The organism is Streptosporangium sp. NPDC053982, from assembly GCF_055585205.1.
In genome coordinates, this window is the sequence record NZ_JBVJKQ010000010.1 from 206,786 (window position 1) to 233,206 (window position 26,421).

At 71.9% G+C, this 26,421-nt stretch carries 25 protein-coding genes; 15 read left to right on the forward strand and 10 right to left on the reverse strand.

The window, feature by feature from the left end; genetic code table 11:
- Positions 1 to 29 precede the first annotated feature (29 nt).
- On the reverse strand, positions 30 to 1,412 hold the full coding sequence (locus ACZ6W9_RS19960) for an extracellular solute-binding protein (RefSeq protein WP_470118989.1): 1,383 nt from the start codon (positions 1,410 to 1,412) through the stop codon (positions 30 to 32).
- Positions 1,413 to 1,626: 214 nt separating this feature from the next.
- On the opposite strand from ACZ6W9_RS19960, the gene prcB reads away from it, so the two are divergent.
- The 7 genes from prcB (at position 1,627) to ACZ6W9_RS19995 (ending at position 7,939) form a co-directional block, all read left to right on the forward strand.
- Positions 1,627 to 2,445: a proteasome subunit beta gene (prcB, locus tag ACZ6W9_RS19965; protein WP_389970870.1), complete on the forward strand. Its 819-nt coding sequence runs from the start codon at positions 1,627 to 1,629 to the stop codon at positions 2,443 to 2,445.
- 19 nt (positions 2,446 to 2,464) lie between these two features.
- A complete protein-coding gene (prcA, locus tag ACZ6W9_RS19970; protein WP_389970786.1) occupies positions 2,465 to 3,298 on the forward strand; it encodes a proteasome subunit alpha in 834 nt (277 codons plus the stop codon).
- A 116-nt stretch (positions 3,299 to 3,414) separates the two neighbouring features.
- On the forward strand, positions 3,415 to 3,966 hold the full coding sequence (locus ACZ6W9_RS19975; protein WP_389970783.1) for a hypothetical protein: 552 nt from the start codon (positions 3,415 to 3,417) through the stop codon (positions 3,964 to 3,966).
- 292 nt (positions 3,967 to 4,258) lie between these two features.
- Positions 4,259 to 5,617, forward strand: a complete 1,359-nt coding sequence (gene pafA, locus ACZ6W9_RS19980; RefSeq protein ID WP_362937313.1) for a Pup--protein ligase — start codon at positions 4,259 to 4,261, stop codon at positions 5,615 to 5,617.
- A 96-nt stretch (positions 5,618 to 5,713) separates the two neighbouring features.
- Positions 5,714 to 6,667 carry an FKBP-type peptidyl-prolyl cis-trans isomerase gene (locus ACZ6W9_RS19985; RefSeq protein ID WP_389970779.1) on the forward strand — a complete coding sequence of 318 codons (954 nt, stop codon included), beginning with the start codon at positions 5,714 to 5,716 and terminating at the stop codon, positions 6,665 to 6,667.
- A 107-nt stretch (positions 6,668 to 6,774) separates the two neighbouring features.
- A complete protein-coding gene (locus ACZ6W9_RS19990; protein ID WP_470118992.1) occupies positions 6,775 to 7,401 on the forward strand; it encodes a helix-turn-helix transcriptional regulator in 627 nt (208 codons plus the stop codon).
- A 43-nt stretch (positions 7,402 to 7,444) separates the two neighbouring features.
- Complete coding sequence (locus ACZ6W9_RS19995) at positions 7,445 to 7,939, forward strand: DUF3291 domain-containing protein (RefSeq protein ID WP_389967905.1); 495 nt, start codon at positions 7,445 to 7,447, stop codon at positions 7,937 to 7,939.
- Between the two features lie 49 nt (positions 7,940 to 7,988).
- Here the strand turns inward: ACZ6W9_RS19995 and ACZ6W9_RS20000 are convergent, their stop codons facing one another.
- The 6 genes from ACZ6W9_RS20000 to ACZ6W9_RS20025 all read right to left on the reverse strand — a co-directional run bounded on the left by ACZ6W9_RS20000 (position 7,989) and on the right by ACZ6W9_RS20025 (position 14,724).
- Positions 7,989 to 9,551, reverse strand: coding sequence for a CotH kinase family protein (locus ACZ6W9_RS20000; RefSeq protein WP_389967907.1), 1,563 nt, complete (start codon positions 9,549 to 9,551; stop codon positions 7,989 to 7,991).
- 4 nt (positions 9,552 to 9,555) lie between these two features.
- Complete coding sequence (locus ACZ6W9_RS20005) at positions 9,556 to 10,233, reverse strand: DUF4956 domain-containing protein (protein WP_389967909.1); 678 nt, start codon at positions 10,231 to 10,233, stop codon at positions 9,556 to 9,558.
- A gap of 4 nt (positions 10,234 to 10,237) precedes the next feature.
- On the reverse strand, positions 10,238 to 11,095 hold the full coding sequence (locus tag ACZ6W9_RS20010) for a polyphosphate polymerase domain-containing protein (RefSeq protein ID WP_389967911.1): 858 nt from the start codon (positions 11,093 to 11,095) through the stop codon (positions 10,238 to 10,240).
- Positions 11,096 to 11,185: 90 nt separating this feature from the next.
- Positions 11,186 to 12,643 (reverse strand): HAMP domain-containing sensor histidine kinase, encoded by a 1,458-nt coding sequence (locus tag ACZ6W9_RS20015; protein WP_389967913.1) that lies wholly within the window; start codon positions 12,641 to 12,643, stop codon positions 11,186 to 11,188.
- Entirely contained in the window at positions 12,640 to 13,353 is a 714-nt protein-coding gene (locus ACZ6W9_RS20020; RefSeq protein WP_389967915.1) for a response regulator transcription factor, read from the reverse strand. Before ACZ6W9_RS20020 ends, ACZ6W9_RS20015 begins: the two co-directional genes overlap by 4 nt.
- 168 nt (positions 13,354 to 13,521) lie before the next feature.
- Entirely contained in the window at positions 13,522 to 14,724 is a 1,203-nt protein-coding gene (locus tag ACZ6W9_RS20025) for a DUF3866 family protein (protein WP_470118996.1), read from the reverse strand.
- A gap of 40 nt (positions 14,725 to 14,764) precedes the next feature.
- Between ACZ6W9_RS20025 and ACZ6W9_RS20030 the strand changes: the two genes are divergently transcribed.
- The 8 genes from ACZ6W9_RS20030 (at position 14,765) to ACZ6W9_RS20065 (ending at position 22,394) form a co-directional block, all read left to right on the forward strand.
- On the forward strand, positions 14,765 to 15,724 hold the full coding sequence (locus ACZ6W9_RS20030; RefSeq protein ID WP_362937343.1) for a helix-turn-helix transcriptional regulator: 960 nt from the start codon (positions 14,765 to 14,767) through the stop codon (positions 15,722 to 15,724).
- A complete protein-coding gene (locus tag ACZ6W9_RS20035; RefSeq protein WP_362937346.1) occupies positions 15,721 to 16,674 on the forward strand; it encodes a helix-turn-helix transcriptional regulator in 954 nt (317 codons plus the stop codon). The genes ACZ6W9_RS20030 and ACZ6W9_RS20035 overlap by 4 nt, the downstream gene beginning before the upstream one ends.
- Before the next feature lie 55 nt (positions 16,675 to 16,729).
- Positions 16,730 to 16,939 (forward strand): hypothetical protein, encoded by a 210-nt coding sequence (locus ACZ6W9_RS20040; RefSeq protein WP_389967919.1) that lies wholly within the window; start codon positions 16,730 to 16,732, stop codon positions 16,937 to 16,939.
- 66 nt (positions 16,940 to 17,005) lie between these two features.
- Positions 17,006 to 17,314 carry a Sec-independent protein translocase subunit TatA gene (gene tatA / locus ACZ6W9_RS20045; RefSeq protein WP_362937352.1) on the forward strand — a complete coding sequence of 103 codons (309 nt, stop codon included), beginning with the start codon at positions 17,006 to 17,008 and terminating at the stop codon, positions 17,312 to 17,314.
- Between the two features lie 35 nt (positions 17,315 to 17,349).
- Positions 17,350 to 18,252 (forward strand): twin-arginine translocase subunit TatC, encoded by a 903-nt coding sequence (gene tatC / locus ACZ6W9_RS20050; protein WP_362937355.1) that lies wholly within the window; start codon positions 17,350 to 17,352, stop codon positions 18,250 to 18,252.
- A gap of 17 nt (positions 18,253 to 18,269) precedes the next feature.
- Positions 18,270 to 19,145, forward strand: coding sequence for a diacylglycerol kinase (locus ACZ6W9_RS20055; RefSeq protein WP_389967922.1), 876 nt, complete (start codon positions 18,270 to 18,272; stop codon positions 19,143 to 19,145).
- Between the two features lie 60 nt (positions 19,146 to 19,205).
- Entirely contained in the window at positions 19,206 to 21,935 is a 2,730-nt protein-coding gene (locus ACZ6W9_RS20060; RefSeq protein WP_362937361.1) for a DEAD/DEAH box helicase, read from the forward strand.
- A 291-nt stretch (positions 21,936 to 22,226) separates the two neighbouring features.
- Positions 22,227 to 22,394: a hypothetical protein gene (locus tag ACZ6W9_RS20065; RefSeq protein WP_362937364.1), complete on the forward strand. Its 168-nt coding sequence runs from the start codon at positions 22,227 to 22,229 to the stop codon at positions 22,392 to 22,394.
- Between the two features lie 114 nt (positions 22,395 to 22,508).
- Here the strand turns inward: ACZ6W9_RS20065 and ACZ6W9_RS20070 are convergent, their stop codons facing one another.
- The 3 genes from ACZ6W9_RS20070 to ACZ6W9_RS20080 form a co-directional block, all read right to left on the reverse strand.
- Positions 22,509 to 23,915: an RNB domain-containing ribonuclease gene (locus ACZ6W9_RS20070; protein ID WP_470119000.1), complete on the reverse strand. Its 1,407-nt coding sequence runs from the start codon at positions 23,913 to 23,915 to the stop codon at positions 22,509 to 22,511.
- Positions 23,916 to 24,056: 141 nt separating this feature from the next.
- Positions 24,057 to 24,965: a 5'-3' exonuclease gene (locus ACZ6W9_RS20075; RefSeq protein WP_362937370.1), complete on the reverse strand. Its 909-nt coding sequence runs from the start codon at positions 24,963 to 24,965 to the stop codon at positions 24,057 to 24,059.
- A gap of 94 nt (positions 24,966 to 25,059) precedes the next feature.
- Positions 25,060 to 26,289: a PP2C family protein-serine/threonine phosphatase gene (locus ACZ6W9_RS20080; protein ID WP_470119002.1), complete on the reverse strand. Its 1,230-nt coding sequence runs from the start codon at positions 26,287 to 26,289 to the stop codon at positions 25,060 to 25,062.
- Positions 26,290 to 26,421: the final 132 nt, after the last annotated feature.

The window sequence follows — 26,421 nt, forward strand, 5'->3', positions numbered from 1 at the left end:
GCGCCCCCGAGCGGGTTCAGTCGGCGGCATCAGTTGGTGATGTTGGCGGGGTTGCCGGAGAGGCGTTCGAGTTTGGTGCGGTAGGCGGCGGCGGCCTCCTCGACGGACCTGCCGGAGACGACGTCGGCCGTGGCCTCCTGCAGGGCGGCCGACACCTGGGGGTAGAGGGCCAGTCCGGGGCGGTAGGCGGTGATCGGCAGGATCTCCCGGGAGATGAAGCTCAGCAGCGGGTCGCCGGCGAGGACCTCGTCGTTGACGTCGGAGCGGGAGGTGACGCGGACGGCCCCGGCCAGCTCGGCCTTGACCGCCTCGGCCGAGTGCAGGAACGCCAGCAGCTCCCACGCCTGCCGAGGATGCTTGGAGAAGGGGTTCAGCACCCGTACGGCGCCGCCGGACATGCTGACGAAGTCCTGGCCGCGGATCCCCGCGCCGGGCGTCCTAGCGGGGATCTTGGCGTATCCCACGACCTTGTCGCGGTCGGCCATCGGGGCGACCCCGGTCTTGGGCTCGATCACCGAGCGCCAGAAGTAGTCGCCCTCGGCGAGGATGCCGATCTTGCCGGCGGCGAACTCGGCGAAGGACTTGTCGCGGCCCTTGGCCTCCTGCTGCAGCTTGGGGTCGCCCAGGCCGCCCGCGTAGATCCGCCGGTAGAAGTCCAGCACGTCCTTGACGCCCTGGGAGGCCCCGGCCCACTTGCCGCCGGCGTAGATCTCGGTGCCCGTGCCGGCCAGCAGCGGCAGCGCGCCCTGCATCGAGGTGGCCTCGCCCATCGCGGTGCCGGCGTTGATCTGGATGGGCGTCACGCCGGGCAGCCGGCGCAGCGCCGTCCCGGCGTCGAGGATCTCCTGCCAGCTCCTGGGCTGCCACTTCTCCGGCAGGCCGGCCTTGGTGAACAGGCTCTTGTTGTAGTAGAGGATGCGGCCGTCGGTGCCCTGCGGCACGCCGTACCTCTTGCCCTCGAATACGCCCAGGCCCTGCACCGCTTCGGGGATCCGCCGCCAGCCGTCCCAGGAGTCCGCCGCGGCGCCGCCGACCTCGCCGAGGGGTCTGATGTACCCGGCCTGGGCGAACTCGCCCACCCAGATCCCGTCGAGGTCGATCACGTCGGCGCCGGTCTTCGCCTTCAGGTCCAGCGCGACCTTCGTCTTGTACTGCTCGTCGTCGACGCCGTTCGGCTGGAACAGCACGTGCACGTCCCGTCCCGCCTGTTTCTGGGCGGCCTCGAACCTCGGGATCACCCAGTTCTTGATCCAGTCGGCGCTGACCGAGTTCTTGCCGCCGGAGATGGAGTTGGCCGTGATGGTCAGGGTGACGCCGCCGCCGTCGGCGGGGGATCCGGAGCCGCAGGAGCAGAGGGCGAGGGCGGCGGCTGCCAGGGCCGATATCAGGACAGGCCGGTGGAAGGGTCTCACGTGACCTCCAGGGGGAGGTGAGGCATGTCACGACAACTCGACAATTACACAGGCTTACACGGGCGTAAAGATTCAACGTAAGGGACGCAGGTGGTTCGCGCTGAGCTGATCGAGGGAAGTGCAGACAGCACGGCAACGTGAGTAAGGTCGGGCCTTAAGGGACCGCACCTTTGGAGGGAGTCGCGTGGGATCGCACAGGGACCTGCCCGCCGGCATGGTGAATCACATCTTTACCGACACCGGGAGTTCCTCTTTCTCGGAGTTCGTCAGGTCCCACGCGCCGGACTTGCTGCCGGGACGCAACGAGACGCTGGCGGCTCCGGTGGGTGACCAGATCCCCCATGCCACCACGATCGTCGCGGCGACCTGCGCCGGCGGCGTGGTGATCGCCGGGGACCGGCGGGCGACGTCGGGCAACATCATCTCCCAGCGTGACATGGAGAAGGTGTTCCGCCTGGACGACCATTCGGCCATGGGCATCGCCGGTGCGGCGAGCACCGGCATCGAGCTGGCGCGCCTCTACCGGGTCGAGCTGGAGCACTACGAGAAGCGTGAGGGCCGCTCGCTGTCGGTGGCGGGCAAGGCCAACCGGCTGGCCACGATGATCCGCGGCAACCTGCCGATGGCGATGCAGGGTCTGGTCGTGGTCCCGCTGTTCGTGGCCTACGACCCGGCCGGTGACAGCGGGCGGATCTTCAGCTACGACGTGGGCGGCGGGCCGTACGAGCAGCACCAGCACCACGCGATCGGCTCCGGCTCGATCTTCGCGCGGGGGGCGCTGAAGAAGCTGTACCGCGAGGGGGCCTCCCCGGAGGACACCGTGGCGGCGGTCCTGCAGGCCCTCTACGACGCGGCCGACGACGACTCGGCGACCGGCGGCCCGGACGTCATCCGCAGGATCTGGCCCGTCGTCGCGGTGCTCACCGCCGACGGCTACCGCCGCCTGGGCGACGACGAGATCGCCGAGTACGTCGAGGCGATGGTGGAGAGCCGGAAGACCTCCCCCGACGGCCCCACCGCTCCGCTGCGTTAACACGAGAGGATCACCGCAGGTGTCCATACCCTTTGGATATGTCTCGCCCGAGCAGCAGATGCGGGACAAGGCGGACTACGCGCGCAAGGGCATCGCGCGAGGCCGCAGCGTCGTCGTGCTGCAGTACGAGGACGGCATCCTGTTCGTCGCCCCCAACCCCTCCCGTGCCCTGCACAAGATCAGTGAGATCTACGACCGGATCGGCTTCGCCGCGGTCGGCCGGTACAACGAGTTCGAGGCGCTGCGTCTCGGCGGGATCCGCTACGCCGACATCAACGGCTACACCTACGACCGGGAGGACGTCACCGCCCGGGGTCTGGCCAACCTCTACGCGCAGAACCTCGGCCAGATCTTCACCGAGTCGCTGAAGCCGTTCGAGGTGGAGCTCGTGGTGGCGGAGGTCGGCGACACCGTCGATGAGGACCACATCTACCGTCTCACCTTCGACGGCTCGGTGTTCGACGAGTCCGGTCTGGTGGCGATGGGCGGTCAGGCCGAGGCGGTCGCGGGCCGGCTCAAGGAGCGCTACCGCGACGGCCTGTCCCTGGCCGACGCGTTGCAGGCGGCGCTGTTCGCGCTGACCGAGCCGGGTGGCGAGCGGCCCCCGGCCGGGCAGCTGGAGGTGGCGGTGCTCGACCGCAACCGGCCGCACCGCAAGTTCCAGCGCCTGGCCGGTCCGAGGCTGGAGGCACTGCTGGCCGGGCCGTCCGCCCCGGAGGGCGCGGGGGACGGCGGGAGCGCCGTGTCCCCGGCGTCTCCGGCGTCCTCGGCGCTCGCCGCGCCGCAGGACGACGGCTCTCAGACCCCGCCCACGGCTCCCGAGGGGGAGATCGACACCGGTTCCGGCGGCTGATCGCGTGTTCCGCGGGCGCCGCGTCCCTTCGAGGGGGGCGCGGCGCCCGCGCGTTGTGACATGGATCACACCCCGGTTCGGTGAACCCGGGGCGCGGGGGCGTGGTCGAAGCAGTCATGAGACGATCCGTTCTGACCGCCGCCGCCCTGTGCGCGGCCCTTGCCGCCGGTACGGCCCCCGCCCAGGCGGCCGTGGTTCCCGTCCAGGCCGCCGCGGCCCCCGCCCAGGCGAGCGCGATCCCACACTTCCCCACGCCGAAGATCTTCGGCACGAAGTTCCAGTCCGACCCCGGCCATGACTTCACCAAGAGCCTCAGCCCCCGCAGGGACGGCATCCTGCGCGGCTGGATCACCCACGTGTCCGGCGGGCAGGCCGAGTACGAGCCGATCAGGTGGGTGCGGGACAAGTACACCGAGGGCCACTTCACGGGCCCGCGGGAGGGCGACGTCAACGCCTACAGCTCACCCGTCGCCGGGAACGTGGTCTATCTGAGCGCGTTCGGCTGCTCGTCGCGGATGGCGGACCTGACCGTCGACAGGCGCGGCCTGGGCGCGAAGCGCTGCTCCCGCACGACGCTGCTGAAGCGGGCCGCGAAGATGCAGCGTCCGTCGCTGATCACCGTCTATCGCGGGCGGATCGTCAAGGTGCAGGAGATCTACACCCCCTGACCTCCTCGCCCCTCTCCGCCGGCCCTGTGCGCCGCCGGGAGGAGGACCCACGCCGCGGCCCGCGCCCGGGGACGAACCCGGGCGCGGGCCGCGGCGTGCCGGGGCCGGGACTGGGGCTGGGTCCGGGTGCGGCTGTGGCGTGCCGGGGGCCGGGGCCGGGTGTGCGGTCGTGGCGGGCCCGGCCGGGGCCCGCGCGTGCTTAGCCGAGCACCGCGCAGGGCATAAGCCGTAGGACCGAAAACCCCCCAACTGATCCCTCCCGCGGGAGGGGTTCGGCGAATAGTGTGAGGCAATGGACCGTCGCATCTTCGGACTTGAGAACGAATACGGGGTCACCTGCACGTTCAGGGGACAGCGGCGGCTGTCGCCCGACGAGGTCGCGCGCTATCTCTTCCGCCGTGTCGTGTCTTGGGGCCGATCGAGCAACGTCTTCCTGCGCAACGGCGCCCGCCTCTACCTCGACGTCGGCAGTCACCCCGAATACGCCACCCCCGAGTGCGACAACGTCGTGGAGCTCGTCACCCACGACAAGGCGGGGGAGCGCATCCTGGAGGGCCTGCTGGTCGACGCCGAGAAGAGGCTCCGCGAGGAGGGCATCGCCGGCGACATCTACCTCTTCAAGAACAACACCGACTCGGCGGGCAACTCCTACGGCTGCCACGAGAACTACCTGGTGGGACGGCACGGCGAGTTCGGCCGCCTGGCCGACGTGCTCATCCCCTTCCTGGTCACCCGGCAGATCATCTGCGGCGCGGGGAAGGTGCTGCAGACCCCCCGGGGCGCGGTCTACTGCGTCTCCCAGCGGGCCGAGCACATCTGGGAGGGCGTCTCCAGTGCGACCACCCGTTCGCGGCCCATCATCAACACCCGCGACGAGCCGCACGCCGACGCCGAGCGGTTCCGCCGGCTGCACGTCATCGTCGGCGACTCCAACATGAGCGAGACGACCATGCTGCTCAAGGTCGGCGCGACCGACCTGGTGCTGCGCATGATCGAGGCCGGCACGGTGATGCGCGACCTGTCGCTGGAGAACCCCATCCGGGCCATCCGGGAGGTCTCCCACGACATGACCGGGCGGCGGCGGGTCCGGCTGGCCAACGGCAGGGAGGCGTCCTCGCTGGAGATCCAGCAGGAGTACCTCGCGAAGGCCCGCGACTTCGTCGACCGCCGCGGCGGCGACGAGACCAGCGAGCGGGTGCTGGAGCTGTGGGAGCGCACCCTCAACGCCGTCGACACCGGCAACCTCGACCTGGTCGCCCGTGAGATCGACTGGGTGACGAAGTACCAGCTCATCGAGCGGTACCGCGACAAGTACGACCTGCCGCTGTCGAGCCCCCGGGTCGCCCAGCTGGATCTGGCGTACCACGACGTGCACCGCCGCCGCGGCCTGTACTACCTGCTGCAGCGGCGCGGCTCGGTGGAGCGGGTGAGCACGGACCTGAAGATCTTCGAAGCCAAGTCGGTGCCGCCGCAGACCACCCGGGCGCGGCTGCGCGGGGAGTTCATCCGCCGGGCGCAGGAGAAGCGGCGCGACTTCACCGTCGACTGGGTGCACCTGAAGCTCAACGACCAGGCGCAGCGCACCGTGCTGTGCAAGGATCCCTTCCGCAGCGTGGACGAGAGGGTGGAGAAGCTGATCGCCGGAATGTGATGGTCATGCTTTCGGCAAGGCGGTCGATGATTTATCGCGGCCCTATGGCGGGACGGGTAATGTTGCGCGAACCTGACGTCTGCCTGAGGAATGTCTATGCGTCGCCGCAGCCTGGCCGTACTGGCCGCCTTGCCCCTGATGTTCGCCGCGGCCTGCGGGTCCGGTGACGGCACCGCCACCGCGAACTCCGCCAACCCGAGCGGCGAGGGGGTCTCGGCCCTGAAGGTCACCGGCGCGCCCAACGCCAAGCCGGCGGTGGCCTTCCCCGCGAAGGTCGCCGAAACCTCCTCCTACCAGGTGATCACCCCCGGTACGGCCGGCGCTCCGGCCCAGAAGGGGTCCAACGTGGTCGCCAACTTCACCGTCTACACCTGGGACGGCAAGGCCAACAAGATGGTCGGCTCGACCTACGACGAGGGCGGCCCGCAGCTGATCACGCTGAACGACCAGGTCCCGGAGATCCTGCGCAAGGGCTTCGCCGAGACCAAGGACGGCGGCCGCTTCCTGTCCGTCGTCGCCAAGGACTCGCTGCCCGCCGAGCAGCAGAAGCAGGCCCCCGCCGGCCAGTCGCAGGTCTTCGTGGTCGACGTGGTGGGCGTGCCCAAGGACAAGGCGGTCCAGGGCAAGGCCACCGACGCCGGGATCAAGGGCATCAAGCTGGAGAACCCCGGCGGCGACGCCGCGCCGAAGCTGGACACCAAGACCAAGGACAAGGCGCCCAAGGACCTCGTCGCCAAGACGGTGATCAAGGGATCGGGCCCGGAGGTCAAGGCGGGGCAGTCGATCCTGGTCCAGTACGTCGGCAAGATCTGGGGCTCGGGCGTCGAGTTCGACAGCAGCTGGGCGCGCGGTGGCCAGCCGATCATGTTCCAGATCGGCACCGGCAAGGTCATCAAGGGCTGGGACCAGGGCCTGGTGGGCGTCCCGGTCGGCAGCCGGGTGCTGCTGAGCATCCCGCCGAGCCTCGGCTACGGCGAGCAGGGCTCCGGTGACAAGATCAAGGGCACTGACACCCTGGTCTTCGCCGTGGACGTCCTCGGCGCTTACTGAGGCGTCCTCCCGTCCCCTTCCCGATCCGTTCCTCCTCCGTTTCCCGTGCCGGGGCCGCCTTTGGCGCCCCCGGCCGTGTTTTCGGGGACAGAGCCTAAAATTCCGCTGTGAGCAGCGATGATCTCGGCGTGGTGTCGATCCTGCAGGATCCGGTACGGCGTGCCGTCTACGAGTACGTGGCCGCGCAGGGCCGCGAGGTGGGGCGCGGCGAGGTGGCCGAGGCGGTGGGGACGCAGCGGACCCTAGCGGCCTTCCACCTCGACCGGCTGGTCGAGGCGGGGCTGCTGGAAGCGGGCTTCCGCCGGCTCACGGACCGGACCGGCCCCGGAAGCGGCCGCCCGGCCAAGGTCTACCGCCGTGCGGCGGGGGAGTGGCAGGTCAGCGTCCCGGCCCGGGACTACCGGACGCTCGCGCTGGTGCTGGCCGAGGTGGTCGAGCTGCTGGGCGGGGACGAGCGGGCCGAGGAGGCCGCGCGGCGGGCCGGGACGCGCCTCGCCGAGCCGGGGGAGGACCTGGCGGGGCTGCTGCGCCGGCGGGGCTACGAGCCGTACGAGGAGGAGGGGCGGCTGAGGTTGCGCAACTGCCCGTTCCACGTCCTGGCCGAGGAGCATCCGGTGCTGGTCTGCGCGATGAACCTGGAGCTGTGCCGGGGGCTGCTGGAGGGCGCGGGCCAGGAGGGGGTGACGGCCCGGATGGATCCGAGACCGGGGGAGTGCTGCGTCGCCTTCTTCTAAAAACAACGAGGATTGACATAGAAGGGGGCGGGATGGTCTGCTGATGACCATGCACCTGGCTCAGATGAACGTCGGTCACCTCCGCGCGCCCCTCGACTCCCCGGAGCTCACGGACTTCATGGCCGGACTCGAACCCATCAACGCGCTCGCCGAGAGCGCCCCCGGCTTCGTCTGGCGGCTCAAGGGCGGCGATGATCCGCAGGACACCGTCCAGCACGACTACGGCGACCACCTGTTGATCAACTTCTCGGTGTGGGAGTCGCGCGAGACCCTGTGGGACTTCGCCTACCGCACCGTCCACCTGGAGTTCCTGCGGCGGCGCAGGGAGTGGTTCCTGCGCATGGCGGAGCCGTACACGGTGATGTGGTGGATCCCCGCCGGGTACGTCCCGACGCTGGAGGAGGGGATGGAACGGCTGGCCCTGCTGCGGGCGGAGGGCCCCACGTCGGCGGCCTTCACCTTCAGGGACTTCCACGAGGCCTCGGGGCCCGCCGGGGACCTCCGTGACGCCCCGGAGCCCGCCGGGGGCCGCCGGTAGGCTCCGGGCGGCCTCCCCGGCGGAACCGGGAGGAACCACGACGAGGGGGCTAGCCGATCGCCTTGTCGGAGCGGAGCGTCTCGGTCCTGGTCCGCAGGAACGTGCGCAGGGTCCGCGCCTCGGCGTCGACCTTGGAGGCGTCGGCGCCCTCGTTCAGCTTGTAGGCCGCGACGAGGCCGTCGAGGAGGCCGGAGGCGGCGCCGTCGCCCAGCAGCCTGGCGTACAGGATGCGGTACTGCTCCTCGTAGAGCTTCTTGAAGGCGGCGTTCTTGAGGAACCTCTCCTTCAGGGGATGGCCCATACGCATCATGCCGCCTCCGGGACGCGCCTGCCCGCCTCCCCCGGGAGGACGGCCCCGGCCGAAGCCGCCCATCGAGATCGTGTCGTTCACTCCGGTTTTGGCGTCTCCGCTGAAGGCGAGGTTGAGGTCCCAGGTGATGACCTGGAACTTCCCGGTCCTCAGGTCGTACCACAGGTAGTAGTTACGGCCGGGGCCCGCCATGTCGTCGAAGTTGACCATGAGGTTCTGCAGGACCAGGTAACGGGCGAACGACGTCACGTCCAGGCGGTCGGCCAGCCCCGCGGCGAACTCCGCGTCGGAGGCTCCGTTCACCCATTCGACCAGGCCGATGACCGGCTGCAGGTCCTTGCCGCCGACCTTGTTGATCTGCTTGAAGTCGGTGGTGTACCCGGTCTGGTCCTCGCCCTTGTAGGTGAAGCCGCTTGAGGCCAGCGACTTGTACAGCACGCCGTCGCCGAGACCCTCGGCGTAGCCCTCGTCGAGGTACTCCACCAGGAGCCGTGGGGCGGAGGAACGGCCGTTGACCGTGAAGGAGCTGTAGGTGGAGCGCTGGGTCGGTTCGCCTGAGGCGCCGACCATCGAGATGCCCAGTGCCTCGTTCAGCATCGTCGTCGAGCCCATGGCGGCCGGTCGCACCGCCACCTGGCTGTGGCCCTGGTAGCGGCGGCCCTCCACGAACTCGTCGAAGCTGATCAGCCAGGGCAGCTTCTCCGGCTCCTCACCCTTGAGCCGGGCGCCGATCATGCCTCCGCCCCCGGGCGGCCCGTCACCTCGCTGCTGCCCGTCCTGGGGTCGGCCGTTCTGGGACTGCCCGTCGCCGGGTGGTTGGAAGCCTTCGGGTGGCTGGAAGCCGTCCGGGGGCTGGAAGCCGCCGGGAGGTCCTCCGGGCCCCCCTCCGCCGCCGGGCCCGGTCCCCTGCTTGCTCCGTCCCTTCCAGGTCAGCCCCCTCAGGGTCGAGTTGCCCTTGAGCCGGACGCCCACGCTGGGGATCCTGGTGCCGTCGATGGTCAGGTCGGCTTCGACGTACTTCTTCTCGCCGTCCTTGAAGTACTCGCCGAGCATGTCCTCGTACGCCCCGTCGGTGAAGGTGATCTTCACGTCGTGCGCGACCGAGGCGTCGAACAGGTCCTTGGCCCCGGTCAGGTTCGTGGTGGCGGTCTCGGCCTCGCCGGTCTGGGAGGTGGTGACGTACGGGCGGATCGTTCCGCTGCCGAACACGCCCCAGCAGACGGCCAGGAACGCCGCGCACAGCGCGACCAGCTTCCAGTTCTGCCGGAGCCTGACGGGGACGCGATGCTTGAGGGACGCCATGACGCTACAGGTCGGTCTGGTCGTACCCGGTCAGGACCGTGACCGACTGGCCGTGGTTGCGCTCGCGCAGACCGGTGATCAGGTCCGCGGGCTCGCCGCCCTTCTTGATCTTGACGGTGTACGTCAGCTCAGTCAGCGCGCCCCCGCGGATCGACTCCATGCTGACCAGCTCGAACTCGTCGGTGTGCCGGACGAGCACGTCCTGGATCGTGGCGGTGAAGTCCTCGTCCGAGGGCACCTGCACCTTGACCACCTGACGCCGTACGTTCAGATGGAACCAGTTGAACCGGTGCATGACCATGACGATCAGCGAGATCGCCACGGCGGCCACGACGCCCAGCAGGTAGAAGCGGGTGCCGACGGCCATGCCGATGCCCATGACCAGGAAGATGAAGCCGACGTCGCGGGTCTCCTTGATGGCGTTGCGGAACCGTACCACCGACAGGGCGCCGACCAGCGCGAACGCGCGGGCGATGTTGGAACCGACGACCAGCATGATCAGCGAGATCAGCATGCCGAGGATGACCAGGGTCTGCACATAGGACTGGCTGTAGGACACGTTGCGGTGCGTGGCCCGGTACACCCAGCCGATCATCGCGCTGAGCACGAACGACAGCGTCATCGCGATCGCGATGTCGGCCACGCTGAACGTGCCCGACAGGTCCTGGAAGGAGAAGTCCATGGGGTCATGCCTCCGGGAGAACAGAGTCGAGGTCGAGGTCGAGGTCGTGGCCGGGGACGTGGAAGATCGAGCGCGGGGCCAGCCCGTACGCTTCTACGCTCTGGCAGTACTTGGAAACCCGCACCACCTGCAGGTTTCGTCTGGCGGTCAGGTCGGTCAGCCAGTACGGCACCCGCTCGTCGGCCTTGACCTCCACGATCGTCCTGCCGGCCGGGACGATGAGCCGGTTCTCGGCGTCGGCGCCGAGGTGGAAGTCCCGGTCGCGGCCGCGGACGCGCTGGTCGAAGGTCACGCGCAGGCCCACGTCGGCGTCGCGGCCCACGTAGGCGTGCCGCTGGTAGCCGGTCATCGCGGTGGGCCGCAGGTCCAGGCGGAGCACCAGGTCGAGCACCTCCTCCATGAAGGCGCGCTGTGAGGGCTCGTGCCCGGGCATCCGCCGTCCGTCGCACAGGAGCAGCGCGTCCCGGTACGGCAGGCGCACCCGGCGCTTCTGCGTGACCCGGTTGACCCGCTGCTTGATCTCGACGAACACCGGAGTGCCGTCGTCCACCGCGAACCGGTCGCCGTAGTGGCGCACCCGCAGCTTCCTGCGGAACTTCAGCCCTTCGATCTTCTCCCAGTAGAAGCGGAGCCGCCGGGTGTCGTAGTAGACGCTCCAGACGCCGTACCCCTCGTCGCCGCCGTGGCGGTCGCGGTCGAGGCGCCGCTCGATCTCCTCCCGGAGCCCGGCCGCCTCCGCCGTGCTGACGAGGTACTTGATCTCGTACCGGTTGAAGGCGTGCGGCGCGCCGGGCGCCCGCGACCGCCGGCCTTCCTCGCCGCCTGTCCCCGGATCAACCGGTCTGCGGAACCTTCGCAGCATGTTCCTCCTCTCGTCAGCGCACATCTGACAGCACGAAGCTGGGAACAATGTGTGAACCGCGACCGACGTGGAGGTGAACGGGCGACGCCCTCAGCCGTCCCGGGGCCGGTGGAGGGGCAGGAGCACGCGGAAGGTGGTGCGGCGGCCCGGCGTGCTCGTCACCTCGATCCGGCCGTCGTGCGCCTGTACGAGCGCCGCGGCGATGGCCAGCCCCAGCCCTGTCCCGCCGCTGTCGCGCGAGCGGCCCGCGTCGGCGCGGTAGAAGCGGTCGAACACGTGCGGCAGGTGCCCGGGGTCGATGCCCCGCCCCTCGTCGCGCACCTCGACCAGCGCCGCCCCGGCACGGGAGGCGGGCCCGGCGCCGGCGTGCACGACCCCGGGGGCGGGGACTCCGGCGGTCATGCGGAGGCCGACCCGTACGCGGATCCCCGTGCCCGCGGCCGTGTGCTTCATGGCGTTGCCGACCAGGTTGGCGATGACCTGGTGCAGGCGGTGCTCGTCGCCGAGCACGAACACCGGCTCCTCGGACAGGACCAGCCTGATCGGCCGCTCCCGGTCGCGGGCCTGGGCGGCGTGCACCACGTCCCCCGCCAGCACGTGCAGGTCCACGATGCCGGCCTCCAGCGCGGGTTCGCGGTCCAGCCCGGCCAGCAGCAGCAGGTCCTCCACCAGGACGCCCATGCGTCCGGCCTCGCCCTCGATCCTGCGCAGCAGGCGCTCGGCCACCGGGTCCCTGACACCCTGGCCGTGGTGGTAGAGCTCGGCGAAGCCGCGGATGGAGGTGAGCGGCGTGCGCAGTTCGTGGGAGGCGTCGGCGACGAAGTGGCGCAGCCTCCGCTCGGAGCGTTCACGCTCACGCAGCGCCGTCGCCAGGCGTTCGAGCATGACGTTGAGCGCCCTGCCCAGCCGCCCCGTCTCGGTGCCCGGGGCGGTGTCGCTGACCCTGCGGTCGATGTCCCCGCCCGCGATGGCCTCGGCGGTGCGCTCCATGCGCGTGAGCGGGCGCAGCCCCAGGCGTACCACCGCGAGGGCGAGGACGCCGAGCAGCATCAGCACCAGCGTGCCCGCGGCCACCTCGATCACCAGGATCTGGTGCACGGTCGTCACATTGGGCTCCAGCGACATCGACACCGTCAGCCTGGTGCCGTCGGGCAGGCGTTTCACCAGTACGCGCCACTGCCCCATCCCGGTCCTGCCGGGCACGGTCACGGGACCGCGCGGGACCGTGGAGATCACCGTCGCCGGGATGGCGGGCGCGTCGGAGTCCTGGGCGGGCAGGCTGCGCAGCAGGGTGCCCGAGGAGCTGTGGAAGGCGATCCTGAACTGCGTCGGGAGCTGCACGTCCGGCGCCGCGCCGCCGGACGGCGGAGGGGAGGGCGGGTGCCTGCCGAAGGTGGGGGCGACCTCGGTGAGCTGCGCGTCCGTCCTGGACAGCAGCGAACGCTCCAGGAGCAGCACGCTCGCCGCGGCGAACGTCGTCAGCCCGGCGGCGCACAGGCCCAGCAGCGCGGCCAGCAGCCGGTGCCGCAGGGGCCAGGGGGGCCTCACGAGGGCGCCTGCAGCCGGTAGCCGACGCCGCGCAGCGTGTGGATCAGCGGCGGACGGTCCTGGTCGATCTTGCGCCGCAGGTAGCTGATGTAGGACTCGACGATCCTGCTGTCGCCGTCGAACTCGTAGTCCCACACCCGGTCGAGGATCTGGGCCTTGCTGACCACCCGTTCGGCGTTGATCATCAGGTAGCGCAGCAGGCTGAACTCCGTCGGCGACAGGTGGACGACCCGCCCGGCCCGCCGTACGATGTGGGCCTCCTCGTCCAGCTCCAGATCCGCGTACCGCAGCACGCCGTCGCGGGCCTGCTCCTCCGGCGGCCGGACCCGGCGCAGGATCGCCCGGATGCGCAGAATCACCTCGTCCAGGCTGAACGGCTTGGCCACGTAGTCGTCGCCGCCCGCGGTCAGCCCGGCGATCCGGTCGCCGACCGCGTCCTTGGCCGTCAGGAACAGCACCAGCGGGCCGTCACCCCGCTCGCGCAGCCTCCGCGCCACCGCGTACCCGTCGAGGTCGGGCAGCATCACGTCCAGCACGATGAGGTCGGGCCGCTCACGCGTCACCGCCTCCAGCGCCCCGTGGCCGCTGGAGGCGGTGCTCACCTGGAAGCCGTGCAGTTCCAGAGCCTCCGACAACAACTCCCTGATGGCGGGCTCGTCGTCGACGACCATGACCTTCGCGCAGGCGTACCGGCTCATGACGCCGTTCATACGCACCTTCTATGAGAAGGAGCTGAGAGCGGCTCACGACCCGCGCCGGTGGAGGACCCCGGCGCCGCCGGAACGTCTCCGGCGCTCTCCTGGAGGCGCCGGGCCCGTGTCCTCCCCGGGCTCCCCGGGCGGCCCGGCCGGCGAGGGCCGGGCTCCGGGGCCGGCGCGTCAGAGGGCCCCGGAGCCCGTGCCCTCACCGGTCAGCAGCGAGGCCGCGTGGCGGCCCGCGGCGGCCGAGGCCAGGAAGTAGGGCAGGTCCTCATCCAGGCCCCGGCCCATCGTCGACAGCCGTACCGGGCAGCCGGCGAGCGCCTCGCGCAGGCCGTCCACCGGCACCCGCACCAGCTCGTGCCGGGCCGACAGAGGCTCCGCCTGCCGGGTGACCCGCTCGCCGAAACCACCGGGCAGCTCCGGCACGGCGACCTGGGCCGGGGCCAGGGCGACCCGTCCGTAGGCGGTCAGCGAGTGGTGGGAGACCCCGATGTGGCGCTCACGCAGGTCGCCCTCGCTGACCCGCAGCGCCGCGACCGGCCGGCCCCCCAGGACGGCGGCGGCGTTGACCGCCTCGCCCGCCGAGACGCCGGAGAAGCCCCACCGGGTGCCGGTGCCGAGGTTGCCCGGACCCTGCGTGACGACCGCGACGTCGGCGCCCATCACGTGCCGGGCGGCGAGCAGGCCGGTGTGCAGGGTCACGGCCTCCATGTCGCCGCCGAACGCCTGGCCGACCGTGACCGTCCCGGCCAGCCAGCCGGCCTCCCTGAGCCGCGCGCACGACATGGAGAACCAGGCGGGCAGCGCGCCGCCGTCGAGCATCACGTAGACGACCCGGGGCGGCCGTACCGTCCCGCCGGCCCCCGCGCCGTGAGCGCCCCCGCCGCCCGCCTCCCCGGGGGAGGGCTCCCCATCGGCCTCCCGCGCGTCCCCGGACGGCGACGGCAGCGGCGGGTGCGGGCCGTACAGGCCGCACAGGATCGCCGGGAGCGCCGAGTGCAGGTCGGCGACGATCACCGGCATGCCGTCGAGCGAGTCGGCGTCGCGCAGCACCTCGTGGAAGGGCGAGTCCTGCTCGTCGACGCCGAGTACGGTGGCCTGTAACGGGGTGTAGCGTGCCTTCACCAGGTGTCCGGGGCCGGAAGGATCTTGCGGCAACCTGTCGGGAAGCGCCACCACCATGGCGTAACCTCCCGTACCGAGGCCCATCGCGAGCGCGGTCGTGTTGAGCAGCACCGTGTCGCCGGGTTCGGGGCGCCCCACCAGGGCGGGATAGGCGAGCGCTCGCGCGCCGCCCTCCTCGGTGGTGACGTCGAGTTCCACCGCTCCCGGCCACTCGCGCCGGACCCGCGCGACGACTCCCTTGCGCCATCTGATCACGCGGGAAGAGTAGCGTCACTTCGAAGAGGAAGGAGGCCCGATGTCACGCCGGAAGACCGAGCGGCTGCTGAACCTCGTGATCTGCCTGCTGGCCACCCGTCGGCCGCTCAGCGCCGATCACATCCGCCAGGCCGTGCCCGGCTACGACGCCGACAACGACGAGGCCTTCCAGCGGATGTTCGAGCGCGACAAGAACGAGCTGCGCGAGATCGGCATCCCGATCGAGGTGCACAAGGACCCCTGGGAGGAGGATCCGGGCTACCGGATCGTCCGGCAGAGCTACGAGCTGCCCGAGATCACCCTGGAGCCCGACGAGGCGGCCGTGGTGGGCCTGGCGGCCCAGGTGTGGCAGCGGGCCAGCCTGGCCGAGGCGGCCGGCAAGGCGCTGCTGAAGCTGCGCGCCGGAGGGGTGGAGACCGAGGAGGCCGGCGGGGTGCTCGGCGGCGCCCTGGAGCTGCGGCTCGACACCCAGGACCCGGCGTTCCCGGCGCTGTGGGAGGCCGTGCGCGACCGGCGCGCGGTCCGCTTCCCCTACCGCGCCGCCTCCAGCCAGACCGTGCTGACCCGTACGGTGGAGCCGTGGGGCGTGGTCAGCCGGCGCGGCCGCTGGTACATGGTGGGCCACGACCGCGACCGTGACGACGCGCGGGTCTTCCGGCTCAGCCGCATCACCGGGCCGGTCACCCCGACCGGCCGCCCCGGCGACGTGGTGGTGCCCGAGGGCGTCGACCTGAAGTCGATGGTCGGCTACAGCGACGCCATGACGGTCCGGGAGCGCACCGCGCTGATCCGGGTCCGTGAGGGCACCTGCCAGGGGCTGCGCCAGGTGGCCAGGCAGGTACGGCCCGCATCCGGCGGGTGGGACGAGCTGGAACTCGACTTCAACGACCCCGAGCGGCTGGCCGGATGGGTGGTCGGCTTCGCCGCGGACGCCGAGGTGGTCGGGCCGCCGGACGCCCGCGACGCGGTGATCTGCCGCCTGAAGGGAGCACTGACGTGAGCACGGCCGACAGGCTGCCCAGGCTGCTGGCCCTGGTGCCCTACCTGATGTCGCACCCGGGCGCGCAGGTCCCCGAGGTCGCGAAGGTCTTCGGGCTGACCGAGAAGCAGCTCATCGACGACCTGCAGCTCGTGTGGATGTGCGGGCTGCCCGGCCACACCCCGGGCGACCTGATCGACGTCTCCTGGGACGGCGGCGAGATCCTCATCGACAACGCCGACACCATCGCCCGGCCGCTGCGGCTCGCCGTGGACGAGGCCAGCGCGCTGCTGGTGGCCCTGCGGATGCTCGCCGAGCTGCCGGAGTTCGGCGACCGCGACGCCCTGTCGCGGGTCATCGCCAAGCTGGAGCGGGCCGCGGGGGAGGCCGCCGCGGCGGTCAGCAGCCAGGTCGCGGTGGAGGTGGACGCCGCCCCGGACGCGCTGCCCACGGTCAACGAGGCGCTGCGCCGCCGGCGGCGGCTGTCGCTGCGCTACTACGTGCCGGGCCGCGACGAGGTCACCCCGCGCGAGGTCGACCCGCTGCGGCTGGTCATGGTGGACGGCCGTTCCTATCTGTCGGGCTGGTGTTACCGCGCGGAGGCGGTGCGGCTGTTCCGGCTGGACCGGATGCTCACCGTGGACGTGCTGGACGTGCCCGCCGACCCGCCGGACGGGGCCGAGCCCGGCGAGGTGACGCCCGGGGTGTTCCGGCCCTCCTCCACCGACGAGCTGGTGGAGCTGGAGCTGACCCCGGCCGGGCGCTGGGTCGCCGAGTACTACCCGTGCGAGGAGGTCACCGAGCTGGGCGAGGGCCGACTGCGGGTGGCGCTGCGCGCGCGGGACCAGGGCTGGCTGGTACGGCTGGCGCTGCGGCTGGGCGACACCGGCCGGGTGCTGTCGCCCGCGTCGCTGGCGGCGAGCGTCCGGGAGGCCGCCGCATCGGCCCTCAAACTGTACGAAAGCGTATAAAGTTAGTGAACGTTTCAAAACCTTCCGTTGGCCGTCGGCGGTAGGATCGGCCGGTATGAACTGGATCTTCGCCGGGACGGGGCTGGCCCTCGCGGGGCTGGCGCTGCTCGCCGTCCTCGGCCTTCGGGTGCTGGTCGCGGCCCGCGAACTGGGCCGGGAGGTGGACCGGACCCGGCGCCGGATCGAGCCGGCCCGGGCGCTGCTCGCCGAGCGGACCGCCGAGGCGCGACTGTCGGTGGCCGGCCGGACTCCGCCGAAGGGATGAGTCTGTCACCCGGGCAGCGTACGATCGGTGGCAGAAGACCGCATGTCGCTCGCGTAAGGATGTGTCATGGGCAACCTTGGACCCACTGAGCTGATCATCATCGGGGTGATCCTGGTGATGCTGTTCGGCGCGAAGAAGCTGCCGGAGGCCGCGCGCGGGCTGGGCCGTTCGCTGCGCATCTTCAAGGCGGAGACCTCCAAGCTCCGCGACGACGACGAGGCTCCGGCCGCCACCGTCCAGCCGCAGCAGCCCGCTCCGGCCCCCGCGCCGCAGCAGATCACCCCGGCGCCCGCGCTCTCCGCGGAGGAGCAGGCCCGCGCCCTGGAGGAGCAGGCCGCCCGCCTCCGCGCCCAGGCCGCCTCCAAGCCCCAGTAGTCCAACTCAACACTTTCTCGGACCGGGATTCGTCAATGGCGCTGCTGAAATGGCCCAAGCCTGGGCAGAACCGGTCGGTCCCGTCCGAGGGCGCGGCCGAGGGGCGCATGCCGCTCATGGACCACCTCCGTGAGCTGCGCAACCGGCTGATCATCGCGTTGCTCGGCCTGGTGGCCGGGATCATCATCGGGCTCGTCTTCTTCGACCCGATCTGGGCGTTCATCACCAAGCCCTACTGCAACCTGCCCGCCTCGCAGGTGCTGCGCAAGGGCGAGTGCACGTTCGCCATCCGCGGGGTGTTCGAGGCGTTCTTCGTCAATTTGAAGGTCGCCGCGCTCTTCGCGCTGGTCGTCTCCTCCCCGGTCTGGCTCTACCAGATCTGGGCGTTCGTCACCCCCGGCCTGTACCGCAACGAGAAGCGCTACTCGGCGGCGTTCCTGGGCATGGCGATCCCGCTGTTCCTCGCGGGCGCCGCGCTGGCCTATGTGATCATGGACAAGGGGCTGTCGATCCTGCTGGGGTTCGCCCCGTCGAACGCCATCCCGCTGCTGGAGATGGACGACTACCTCACCTACGCGCTGGTGATGCTCATCATCTTCGGGGTCTCCTTCGAGTTGCCGCTGCTGATGGTGTTCCTCAACGTGATCGGCGTCCTGCCGCACGCCACGGTGGCCGCCCACCGCCGCATGGTGATCTTCATCATGTTCGTCTTCGCGGCGATCGCCACCCCCAGCACCGACCCGTTCTCCATGATCGCGCTCGCCCTGCCCATGGTCCTGCTGTTCGCCCTGGCCGAGGGGTTCATGTACCTGCGGGAACGCAGAGCCGCTGCCAAGGGCGGGGACTTCTCCCACCTGTCCGACGACGAGGCGTCCGCTCTGCCGGACGAGGTTTCCCCTCTCGATTCGGACACGACTGATTCCGATCCGGCGAGGTAGCGGATAGGTTCCGGTCTGTGCCCGGAGAGATCGCCCTGCTCGTCAACCCCGCCGCCCGGGGCGGCCGTTCCCGCGGCCTGCTCGCCCCGGTGCTCGACCGGCTGCGCAGCGGCGGCGCCGAGGTCTCGGTGATCCTCGGCGAGTCCGCCGACGACGCCCTGGAGCGTGCCTGCACGGCGGTCGCCGAGGGCCCCGGCGCGCTGGTCGCCTTCGGCGGCGACGGCCTGGTCCACCTTGCCGTCCAGGCGGTCGCGGGCACCGACGTCCCGCTGGGCGTCATCCCGGCCGGGACCGGCAACGACATCGCCGCCGCGCTCGGCCTGCCGGTCCGCGACCCCCTGGCCGCCGCCGACGCGGTGCTGCGCGGGCGGGTGCGGACGGTCGACGCCGCCCGCGCCGGTGCGGACGAGTGGTTCGCCGGGGTGGTGGCCTGCGGCTTCGACTCGCGGGTCAACGAGCGGGCCAACCGGCTCACCTGGCCGCCCGGCATGGCCAGGTACGTCGTCGCGCTGGCCCAGGAGCTGCGTTCCTTCCGGCCCATCCCGTTCCGCCTGGACCTCGACGGCGAGGTGGTCGAGCGCGAGGCGATGCTGGTCGCCGTCGGCAACACCTGCTCCTACGGCGCGGGCATGCGGGTGTGCCCCGCCGCGGTCCCCGACGACGGCCTGCTGGACGTGACGATCCTCGGCGCCGTGCCCCGCGGGGAGTTCCTGCGCACCTTCCCCCGGGTGTATCGCGGCACCCACGTCTCCCACCCCTCGGTGACGGTCCACCGCGTCCGGCGGGTGACGCTGGAGGCTCCGGGCGTCGTCGCCTACGCCGACGGCGAGCGCCTCGGCCCCATCCCCCTGACCTGCGAGATCGTCCCCGGCGCCCTGAACGTCCTGGCGTAGGGCGTCTGGCGCGGGGCACGGGCGGATCGATCGGAATCCCGGGGTCGGTAGGGTGGAGACATGACGACCCCAGCGGAACGTTACGCTGCCTTCCGTCAGAGCCAGGCCGAAAGCGGGCCCGCGCTGACCTCGTTCCGCGGTCTGTACGACTTCGAGCTGGACGACTTCCAGCTCGACGCCTGCCGGGCCCTGGAAGCGGGCGACGGGGTCCTGGTCGCCGCTCCGACCGGCTCGGGCAAGACCGTCGTGGGTGAGTTCGCGGTTCACCTGGCCCTGAGCGAGGGCCGCAAGTGCTTCTACACCACCCCGATCAAGGCGCTGTCCAACCAGAAGTACAACGACCTGGTCCGGCGGTACGGCGCCGCCGACGTCGGCCTGCTCACCGGCGACAACAGCGTCAACGGCGACGCCCCCATCGTGGTGATGACCACCGAGGTCCTGCGCAACATGCTCTACGCCGGGTCCTCCACGCTCACCGGCCTGGGGTTCGTCGTCATGGACGAGGTGCACTACCTGGCCGACCGCTTCCGCGGCGCGGTCTGGGAAGAGGTGATCATCCACCTGCCCGAGTCGGTGCGGCTGGTCGCCCTGTCGGCCACGGTCAGCAACGCCGAGGAGTTCGGCGAGTGGATGGGCGAGGTGCGCGGTGACACCAGCGTCATCGTCGATGAGCACCGCCCGGTTCCGCTCTGGCAGCACATGCTCGTCGGCCACCGCCTGTACGACCTGTTCGTCGCCGACGAGGAGGGCCGCCGCCCGCAGGTCAACCCCGCCCTGATGCGCATCGCCCGCGACGAGGAGCGCCAGGCGTTCGGCCGGGGCCGCCGCGGCTACTCCCGGCCCCGCAGGCCCGGCCCGCCGGACCGCGCCGCGGCCATCGAGCGGCTCGACGCCGAGGGTCTGCTGCCCGCCATCACCTTCATCTTCTCCCGGGCCGGCTGCACCGCCGCCGTCGCCCAGTGCGTCTTCGCCGGAATCCGGCTCACCACCGACGCCGAGCGGCACGAGATCCGCCAGATCGTCGACGAGCGCACCGCGCACCTGCCGGACGAGGACCTCGCGGTGCTGGGTTACCTCGAGTGGCGCGACGCCCTGGAGCGTGGCCTGGCCGCCCATCACGCGGGCATGCTCCCGACCTTCAAGGAGGTCGTCGAGGAGCTGTTCACCCGCAACCTCGTCAAGGCCGTCTTCGCCACCGAGACCCTCGCGCTGGGCATCAACATGCCCGCCCGCTCGGTGGTGATCGAAAAGCTCGACAAGTGGAACGGCGAGACCCACGCCGACCTGACGCCCGGAGAGTACACCCAGCTCACCGGCCGGGCCGGGCGGCGCGGCATCGACGTCGAGGGCCACGCGGTGGTCCAGTGGCAGCCGGGCACCGATCCGTTGCAGGTCGCGGGCCTGGCCAGCACCCGTACCTACCCGCTGCGCTCCAGCTTCCGCCCCTCCTACAACATGGCGGTCAACCTGGTCGGCCAGGTCGGCCGGGAGCGCGCCAGGTCCCTCCTGGAGTCGTCCTTCGCGCAGTTCCAGGCGGACCGGGCCGTGGTCGGCATCGCCAAGCAGCTCCGCCGCCACGAGGAGGCCCTGGAGGGCTACCGCAAGGCGATGACGTGCCACCTCGGCGACTTCGAGGAGTACGCCGCGCTGCGCAGGACGCTGTCGGACCGCGAGGCCGAGCTGTCACGGCAGCGCGGCGCGGCCCGCCGGGCGCAGGCGCTGCGCTCGCTGGAGGCGCTGCGGCCCGGCGACATCATCCGCGTCCCCGGCGGGCGGCGGGCCGGCCTGGCGCTCGTCCTCGACCCCGGCCTCAACTCCCGCGGCGAAGGCCCCTCCCCGCTGGTGCTGACCATCGGCAAGCAGGTCAAGAAGCTCTCGCCGACGGACTTCCCGATGCCGGTGGAGCCGGTCGAGCGGCTGCGCATCCCCAAGGGCTTCAACTCCCGCTCGCCCAAGGACCGCGCGAACCTCGTCTCCTCGATGCACGCCAAACTCGGCGACCGAGACTTCGGCAAGCCGCCCAGGGTGCGCGACCACGCCGCCGAGGACGAGGAGGTCGCGCGCCTGCGCCGGGACATCCGGCAGCATCCCTGCCACGGCTGCGACGAGCGTGAGGACCACGCCCGCTGGGCCGAGCGCTACTACAAGCTGCTGCGCGAGACCGAGGGCCTGCGCCGCCGCGTCGAGGGCCGCTCCCACGTCATCGCCCGCACCTTCGACAAGGTCTGCGGGGTGCTCGACCAGCTCGGCTACCTCGACGGTGAGCACGTCACCGCCGAGGGCCGCCGGCTGGGCCGCCTCTACACCGAGCTGGACCTCCTCACCGCCGAGTCGCTGCGCGCCGGCATCTGGGAGGACCTCGACCCGGCGGAGCTGGCCGCCTGCGTCTCCGCGCTGGTCTTCGAGTCCCGGCAGGCCGATGAGGGCCGCCAGCCCAGGCTGCCCGGGGGCGAGGCGCAGAAGGCACTGGCCGACATGATCCGCCTGTGGGCCGAGCTGGAGTCCATCGAGGGCGACCACGGCCTGTCGTTCCTCCGGGAGCCCGACGCCGGGTTCGCCTGGGCGGCGTTCCGCTGGGCCCGGGGGCACAACCTCGACGCCGTGCTGGGCGACGGTCTCGGCGGCTCCGAGCTGGCCGCGGGCGACTTCGTCCGGTGGATCAAGCAGCTGCTGGACCTGCTGGGTCAGATCGCCGAGGCGGCCCCCGCCGACAGCAAGGTCAAGCAGACGGCGGGCAAGGCGATGGACGCCCTGCGGCGCGGTGTGGTGGCCTACTCCTCGGTGGGCTGACCCGGGCTCCTCGGTGGGCCGGCCCGGGGCGGAGCGGCGCCGTTCCGGGTACGGCGCCGCTCCGGACGGTGGCCGGCGGCCTCGGCGCCGCTCCGGGCAGGGGACCGGCGGCTCCGGCCCGCGGAACGCATGGCCGGTGCTCCCGGTCCGCAGAGCGGGCAGACTGACCGCTCGGTCAATACCCTGTGACGGCCGGTGCGCGGAAAGTAGCCCCGGGGCCTGTTTCCTGAGTGATCGCCACGGAAATCCCGGTATCAGGCCCCTTTTGGACCCCCGCTCAGGGAGGTAACCGTGTTCGCTCTCATCGCCGCAATCCTGTTCCTCCTCGCCCTGATCTTCCAGATCGCCGGTGTGGCCATCGGCACCGTCGTGACCGTGGCCACGCTCGCCCTGGCCGGGCTGCTCGCCGTCGCCCTGCACCTGATGGGAGTCGGCACCGGCTGGACCCTCAGGCGTTGACCGAGGACGGGCGGACCGCGCGGGTCCCGCAGGGGCCCGCCGCGCGAGGCCCCGTCACAGCGCGGAAGGCCGCGCCCGGCGATCCGGGCGCGGCCTTCGTCCGTGACGGCGGGACTACGCCACGCTGAACCGGACCTCCCGGGTCGCCGGGTCGGCGCGGGTCAGCCGTACCCGGACGGCCTCGCCCAGCGGAAGCCGCCCGCCGTCACAGCGGGCCACCACCGCCGGGCCGGTGACCTGGACCACACCGGACTCCCCGTCGTCGGCCACGTCGATCACCACCGCGTCGAACGTCTCGCCCACCCGGTCGCGCAGCACGAACGCCTCCACCAGGTCCACGCAGGCCCGCTCGGCGGCGCTCGCCCGCCGCCCGGTGGCCTGCATGATGTCCGGCAGCTCGCCCATGACCGCCTGGACCTCTTCCGGAACCGGTTCGCCCGCCGCGACCGCCAGGCAGATCTCGGTGGCGTAGCGGTCGATGAGCCGCCGCAGCGGCGCGGTCACGTGCGCGTACGGCGCGGCCACCGCGGCGTGCTCCGCCTGCCGGAGAGGCTCGCCGTTGAAGGCGACGTACCCGGCGCCGCGCAGCAGCACCGTGGACTCCCGCAGGAACGCGGCGTGTTCGGGGACCTTCGGGTCCAGGCGGTGCACCATGTCGCCGTAGGAGGCGTCCTCGGGCCAGGGCACGCCCAGGGCGGCGGCGGCCCGGCGCATCCGGGCGACCTCCTCGGCCGGCGCGGGCGGCAGCACCCGCAGCAGGCCGATCTCGGCGTCGAGCATCATCGAGGCGGCGGCCATGCCGGTCAGCAGCGAGATCTGGGCGTTCCACGCCTCGGCGTCGAGTGAGGCGCGCAGCTCCACCCGGTAGCCGCCCGCGTCGGGGACGACCTCCTGCTCGGGCGTGGGCAGGCTGATCCCGCCGCGGTCGCGCTCCAGCGCGAGGCGGAGCCGGCCGATCTCGGCCAGCAGTCGCAGCGTGCCGTCGGCGGTGCCGGTGTCCACCGCGGCCTGCACGTAGTCGTAGTCGAGCCGCTCGCGGCTGCGCACCAGCGCCCGCGTCACGTCGGCGCCCGCGATCCGGCCGTCGGAGTCGAGGTCGACGCACCACAGCGCGGCCGAACGCGTCACCCCGGGCAGCAGGCTGGCCGCGCCCTCCGACAGCACGGGCGGGTGCAGCGGAACCCGGCCGTCGGGCAGGTAGACCGTCTCGCCGCGTTCGCGGGCCTCCAGGTCGATCGCACCGCCGGGCCGTACGAACGCCCCGACGTCGGCGACGGCGTACCAGACGCGGTAACCGCCGGGCCGCTCTTCCAGGTGCATCGCCTGGTCCAGGTCCATGGAGCCGGGCGGGTCGACGGTGATGAACGGCAGGTCGGTGCGGTCCAGCTCCGGCAGGGCGGGCGTCTGGGCGACCCACTCGGCTTCGTCGATCACTGCGCGGGGGAACTCCTCGGGAAGCCGCAGCTCCCGGCGGATCCGCTCGAAACCATCGTCGAGCCGCGGATGGGACTCTTCGGGCATCCGTATGGTTCTGGGGGACACGGGGGCCAACCTATCGTTCACCGTCGCGTCGGTGGATCCTGGCATCTCGACGTCCTTCGGGTGCGGGGTCGGAGAACACGCCTTCCCCGCAGGCCCCCGATGATGCCGCCCCTGTCCTCCTCAGAGCACGGCGGACAGGCGCTTGAGCGGGCCGCGCAGGCCGTACCGCTCGGCCAGGGCGTCGAGCGCCTCCGGGTCGCGCGGCGCGGCGGGCAGGGACAGGTCGAGCTCCGGGACGGGCGCGTCGGGCGCGACCCGGACCACCGCGGGGGCGGCGCGCAGGTAGTCGCGGGCCGCGGCGAGCTTGGCGCGCTGCCCGGCGGGCAGATCGCCCGTACCGTCGTCCAGGGCCCTGACCAGCGCCTCCAGCGAGCCGAACCGGGTGATCAGGGCGGCCGCCGTCTTGTCGCCGATCCCCGCGACGCCGGGCAGGCCGTCACTGGGGTCGCCGCGCAGCACGGCGAAGTCGGCGTAGGAACGGCCCGGCACGCCGTACCGGGCCGACACCGCGTCCTCGTCGACGACCTGGAGGTTCTTCACGCCCCGCGCGGTGTACAGGACGCGGACCGGGCGGGAGTCGTCGACGAGCTGGAACATGTCGCGGTCGCCGGTGACGATGTCCACCGGTCCGCGGGCTCGGGCCGTGAACGTGCCCATCACGTCGTCGGCCTCGTAGCCGGGCACCCCGACGCGGGCGATGCCGGCGGCGTCGAGCACCCGCTCGATCACCGGCACCTGCGGGGCGAGGGTGTCGGGGACCTCCTCGCCGCCGTCGGCGGCGAGCCGGTGCGCCTTGTAGGAGGGGATCGCCGCCACCCGGAAGGCCGGGCGCCAGTCGGCGTCCATGCAGGCCACCAGCTCACCGGGGGAGTGGTCCCGGACCAGCATGGCGATCATGTCGATGAGGCCGCGGACGGCGTTGACCGGCATGCCGTCCGGTGCGGTCACCGACTCGGGGACGCCGTAGAAGGCGCGGAAGTACAGGGAAGGGGTGTCGAGCAGAAGAAGCTTCTGGGGATCGGTCGTCATCGCACCAGCATGCCGGTAAGTCGCCGGGGGGCGGGAGATGCCGCCGCCGACGGGCGGCCGGGGCCGCCGGGCCTGGGACGACGGATCACGGCGCTCAACCGGCCGGGGCGAACGCCAGAACGCAGACGTCGTCCTCCGGGTTGGGTCCGCCGACCGCCTCGACGAGCCGGTCGAGCCCCGCGGCGAGCCCGGCCCCGCGCAGCCCGGACAGCCCGGCCGCCGCCCTCAGCAGCAACGCGACGCCGTCGTCGATGTCGCGGTCGCGCCGCTCCACGAGCCCGTCGGTGAACAACAGCAGCAGGTCGTCCTCGCGCAGCCGGATCGCGGCCGAGGCGTACGGCTCGGCGAGGGTGGCGCCGAGCAGCACCCCCTCCGGCGGGTCGAGCTGGACGGCCGTCCCGTCGCGGACCAGGACCGGTGCGGGATGCCCGGCCTGGCTCCAGGTGAACACCCCGGTGGCCGGGTCGAGGTGACCGGCGACGGCGGTAGCGGTGGCCTCGGCCATCCGGTGCGTCACCACGTGGTTGAGCCACGACAGCAGCCGGCCGGCGGGCTCGCCGGTCATCGCCAGGGCCGCCAGCGCGTGCCGCAGCACGGTCATCTCCGCGGCGGCGGGCAGGCCGTGCCCGGACACGTCGCCGACGGCCAGCAGGATCCGGCCGTCCGGCAGGGGGACGACGTCGTGCCAGTCGCCGCCGAGGCCGTCCTCGGCGCCGGCCGGGTGGTAGCGCGTCTCGATCCGCACGCCGGGCAGGCCGGCCGGGGCGGCGGGGCCGGGCAGCAGCGCCTCGCGCAGGACCTCGCTGCGCCGCCGGTCCCGGGTCGCCCGGCCGAGGAGCTCGCCCAGCCGGCGCCGCGCCTCGGCGACGCCGTGCTCGGCCCGCCGGTGGCCGGTGACGTCCTGGATCACACCGTGCACCGCGGTGCGCCCCTCGGCCGCCACGGGGTCAAGGGCCGCCCGCAGGTTGCGGATCTCCCCCCGGCGGCGGATGCGGAACTCCGTCTCGCCCGGCTCGGCCCGGTGCACGACGGCCCGCAGCAGGTGATCCAGACCGGCCCGGTCGCCCGTCTCGACGTGGGAGATCAGATCCGCCAGACGGATGGGGCCCTCCCCGGGATCACGGCCGAAGATGGCGTACACCCGGTCGGACCAGATGGTCTCCCCGGTCTGGAGGTTCCATTCGGCCCAGCCGAGATCGCCCAGCCGTTCGGCCTGTGCCAGCCGGACGCTGAGGAGGTGGTGTTCGACGGCCAGGTGCCCGTCCAGCTCTCCCCGCGGGCGCCGCGCCGTGTCGGTCGCGGTCAGCGGGGCGGAACCGGTCACGTGGTCGTTTCGTGGGTGGAGGGGTGGCTGGTGGCCGCCCACTACGCCGACCATTTAGCTCGCTCTCGAAATGAGGGGTCTTGCGGATATTCTATCGACAAATTGTGATCGTCCTTCAACGGAGTGTAGTGA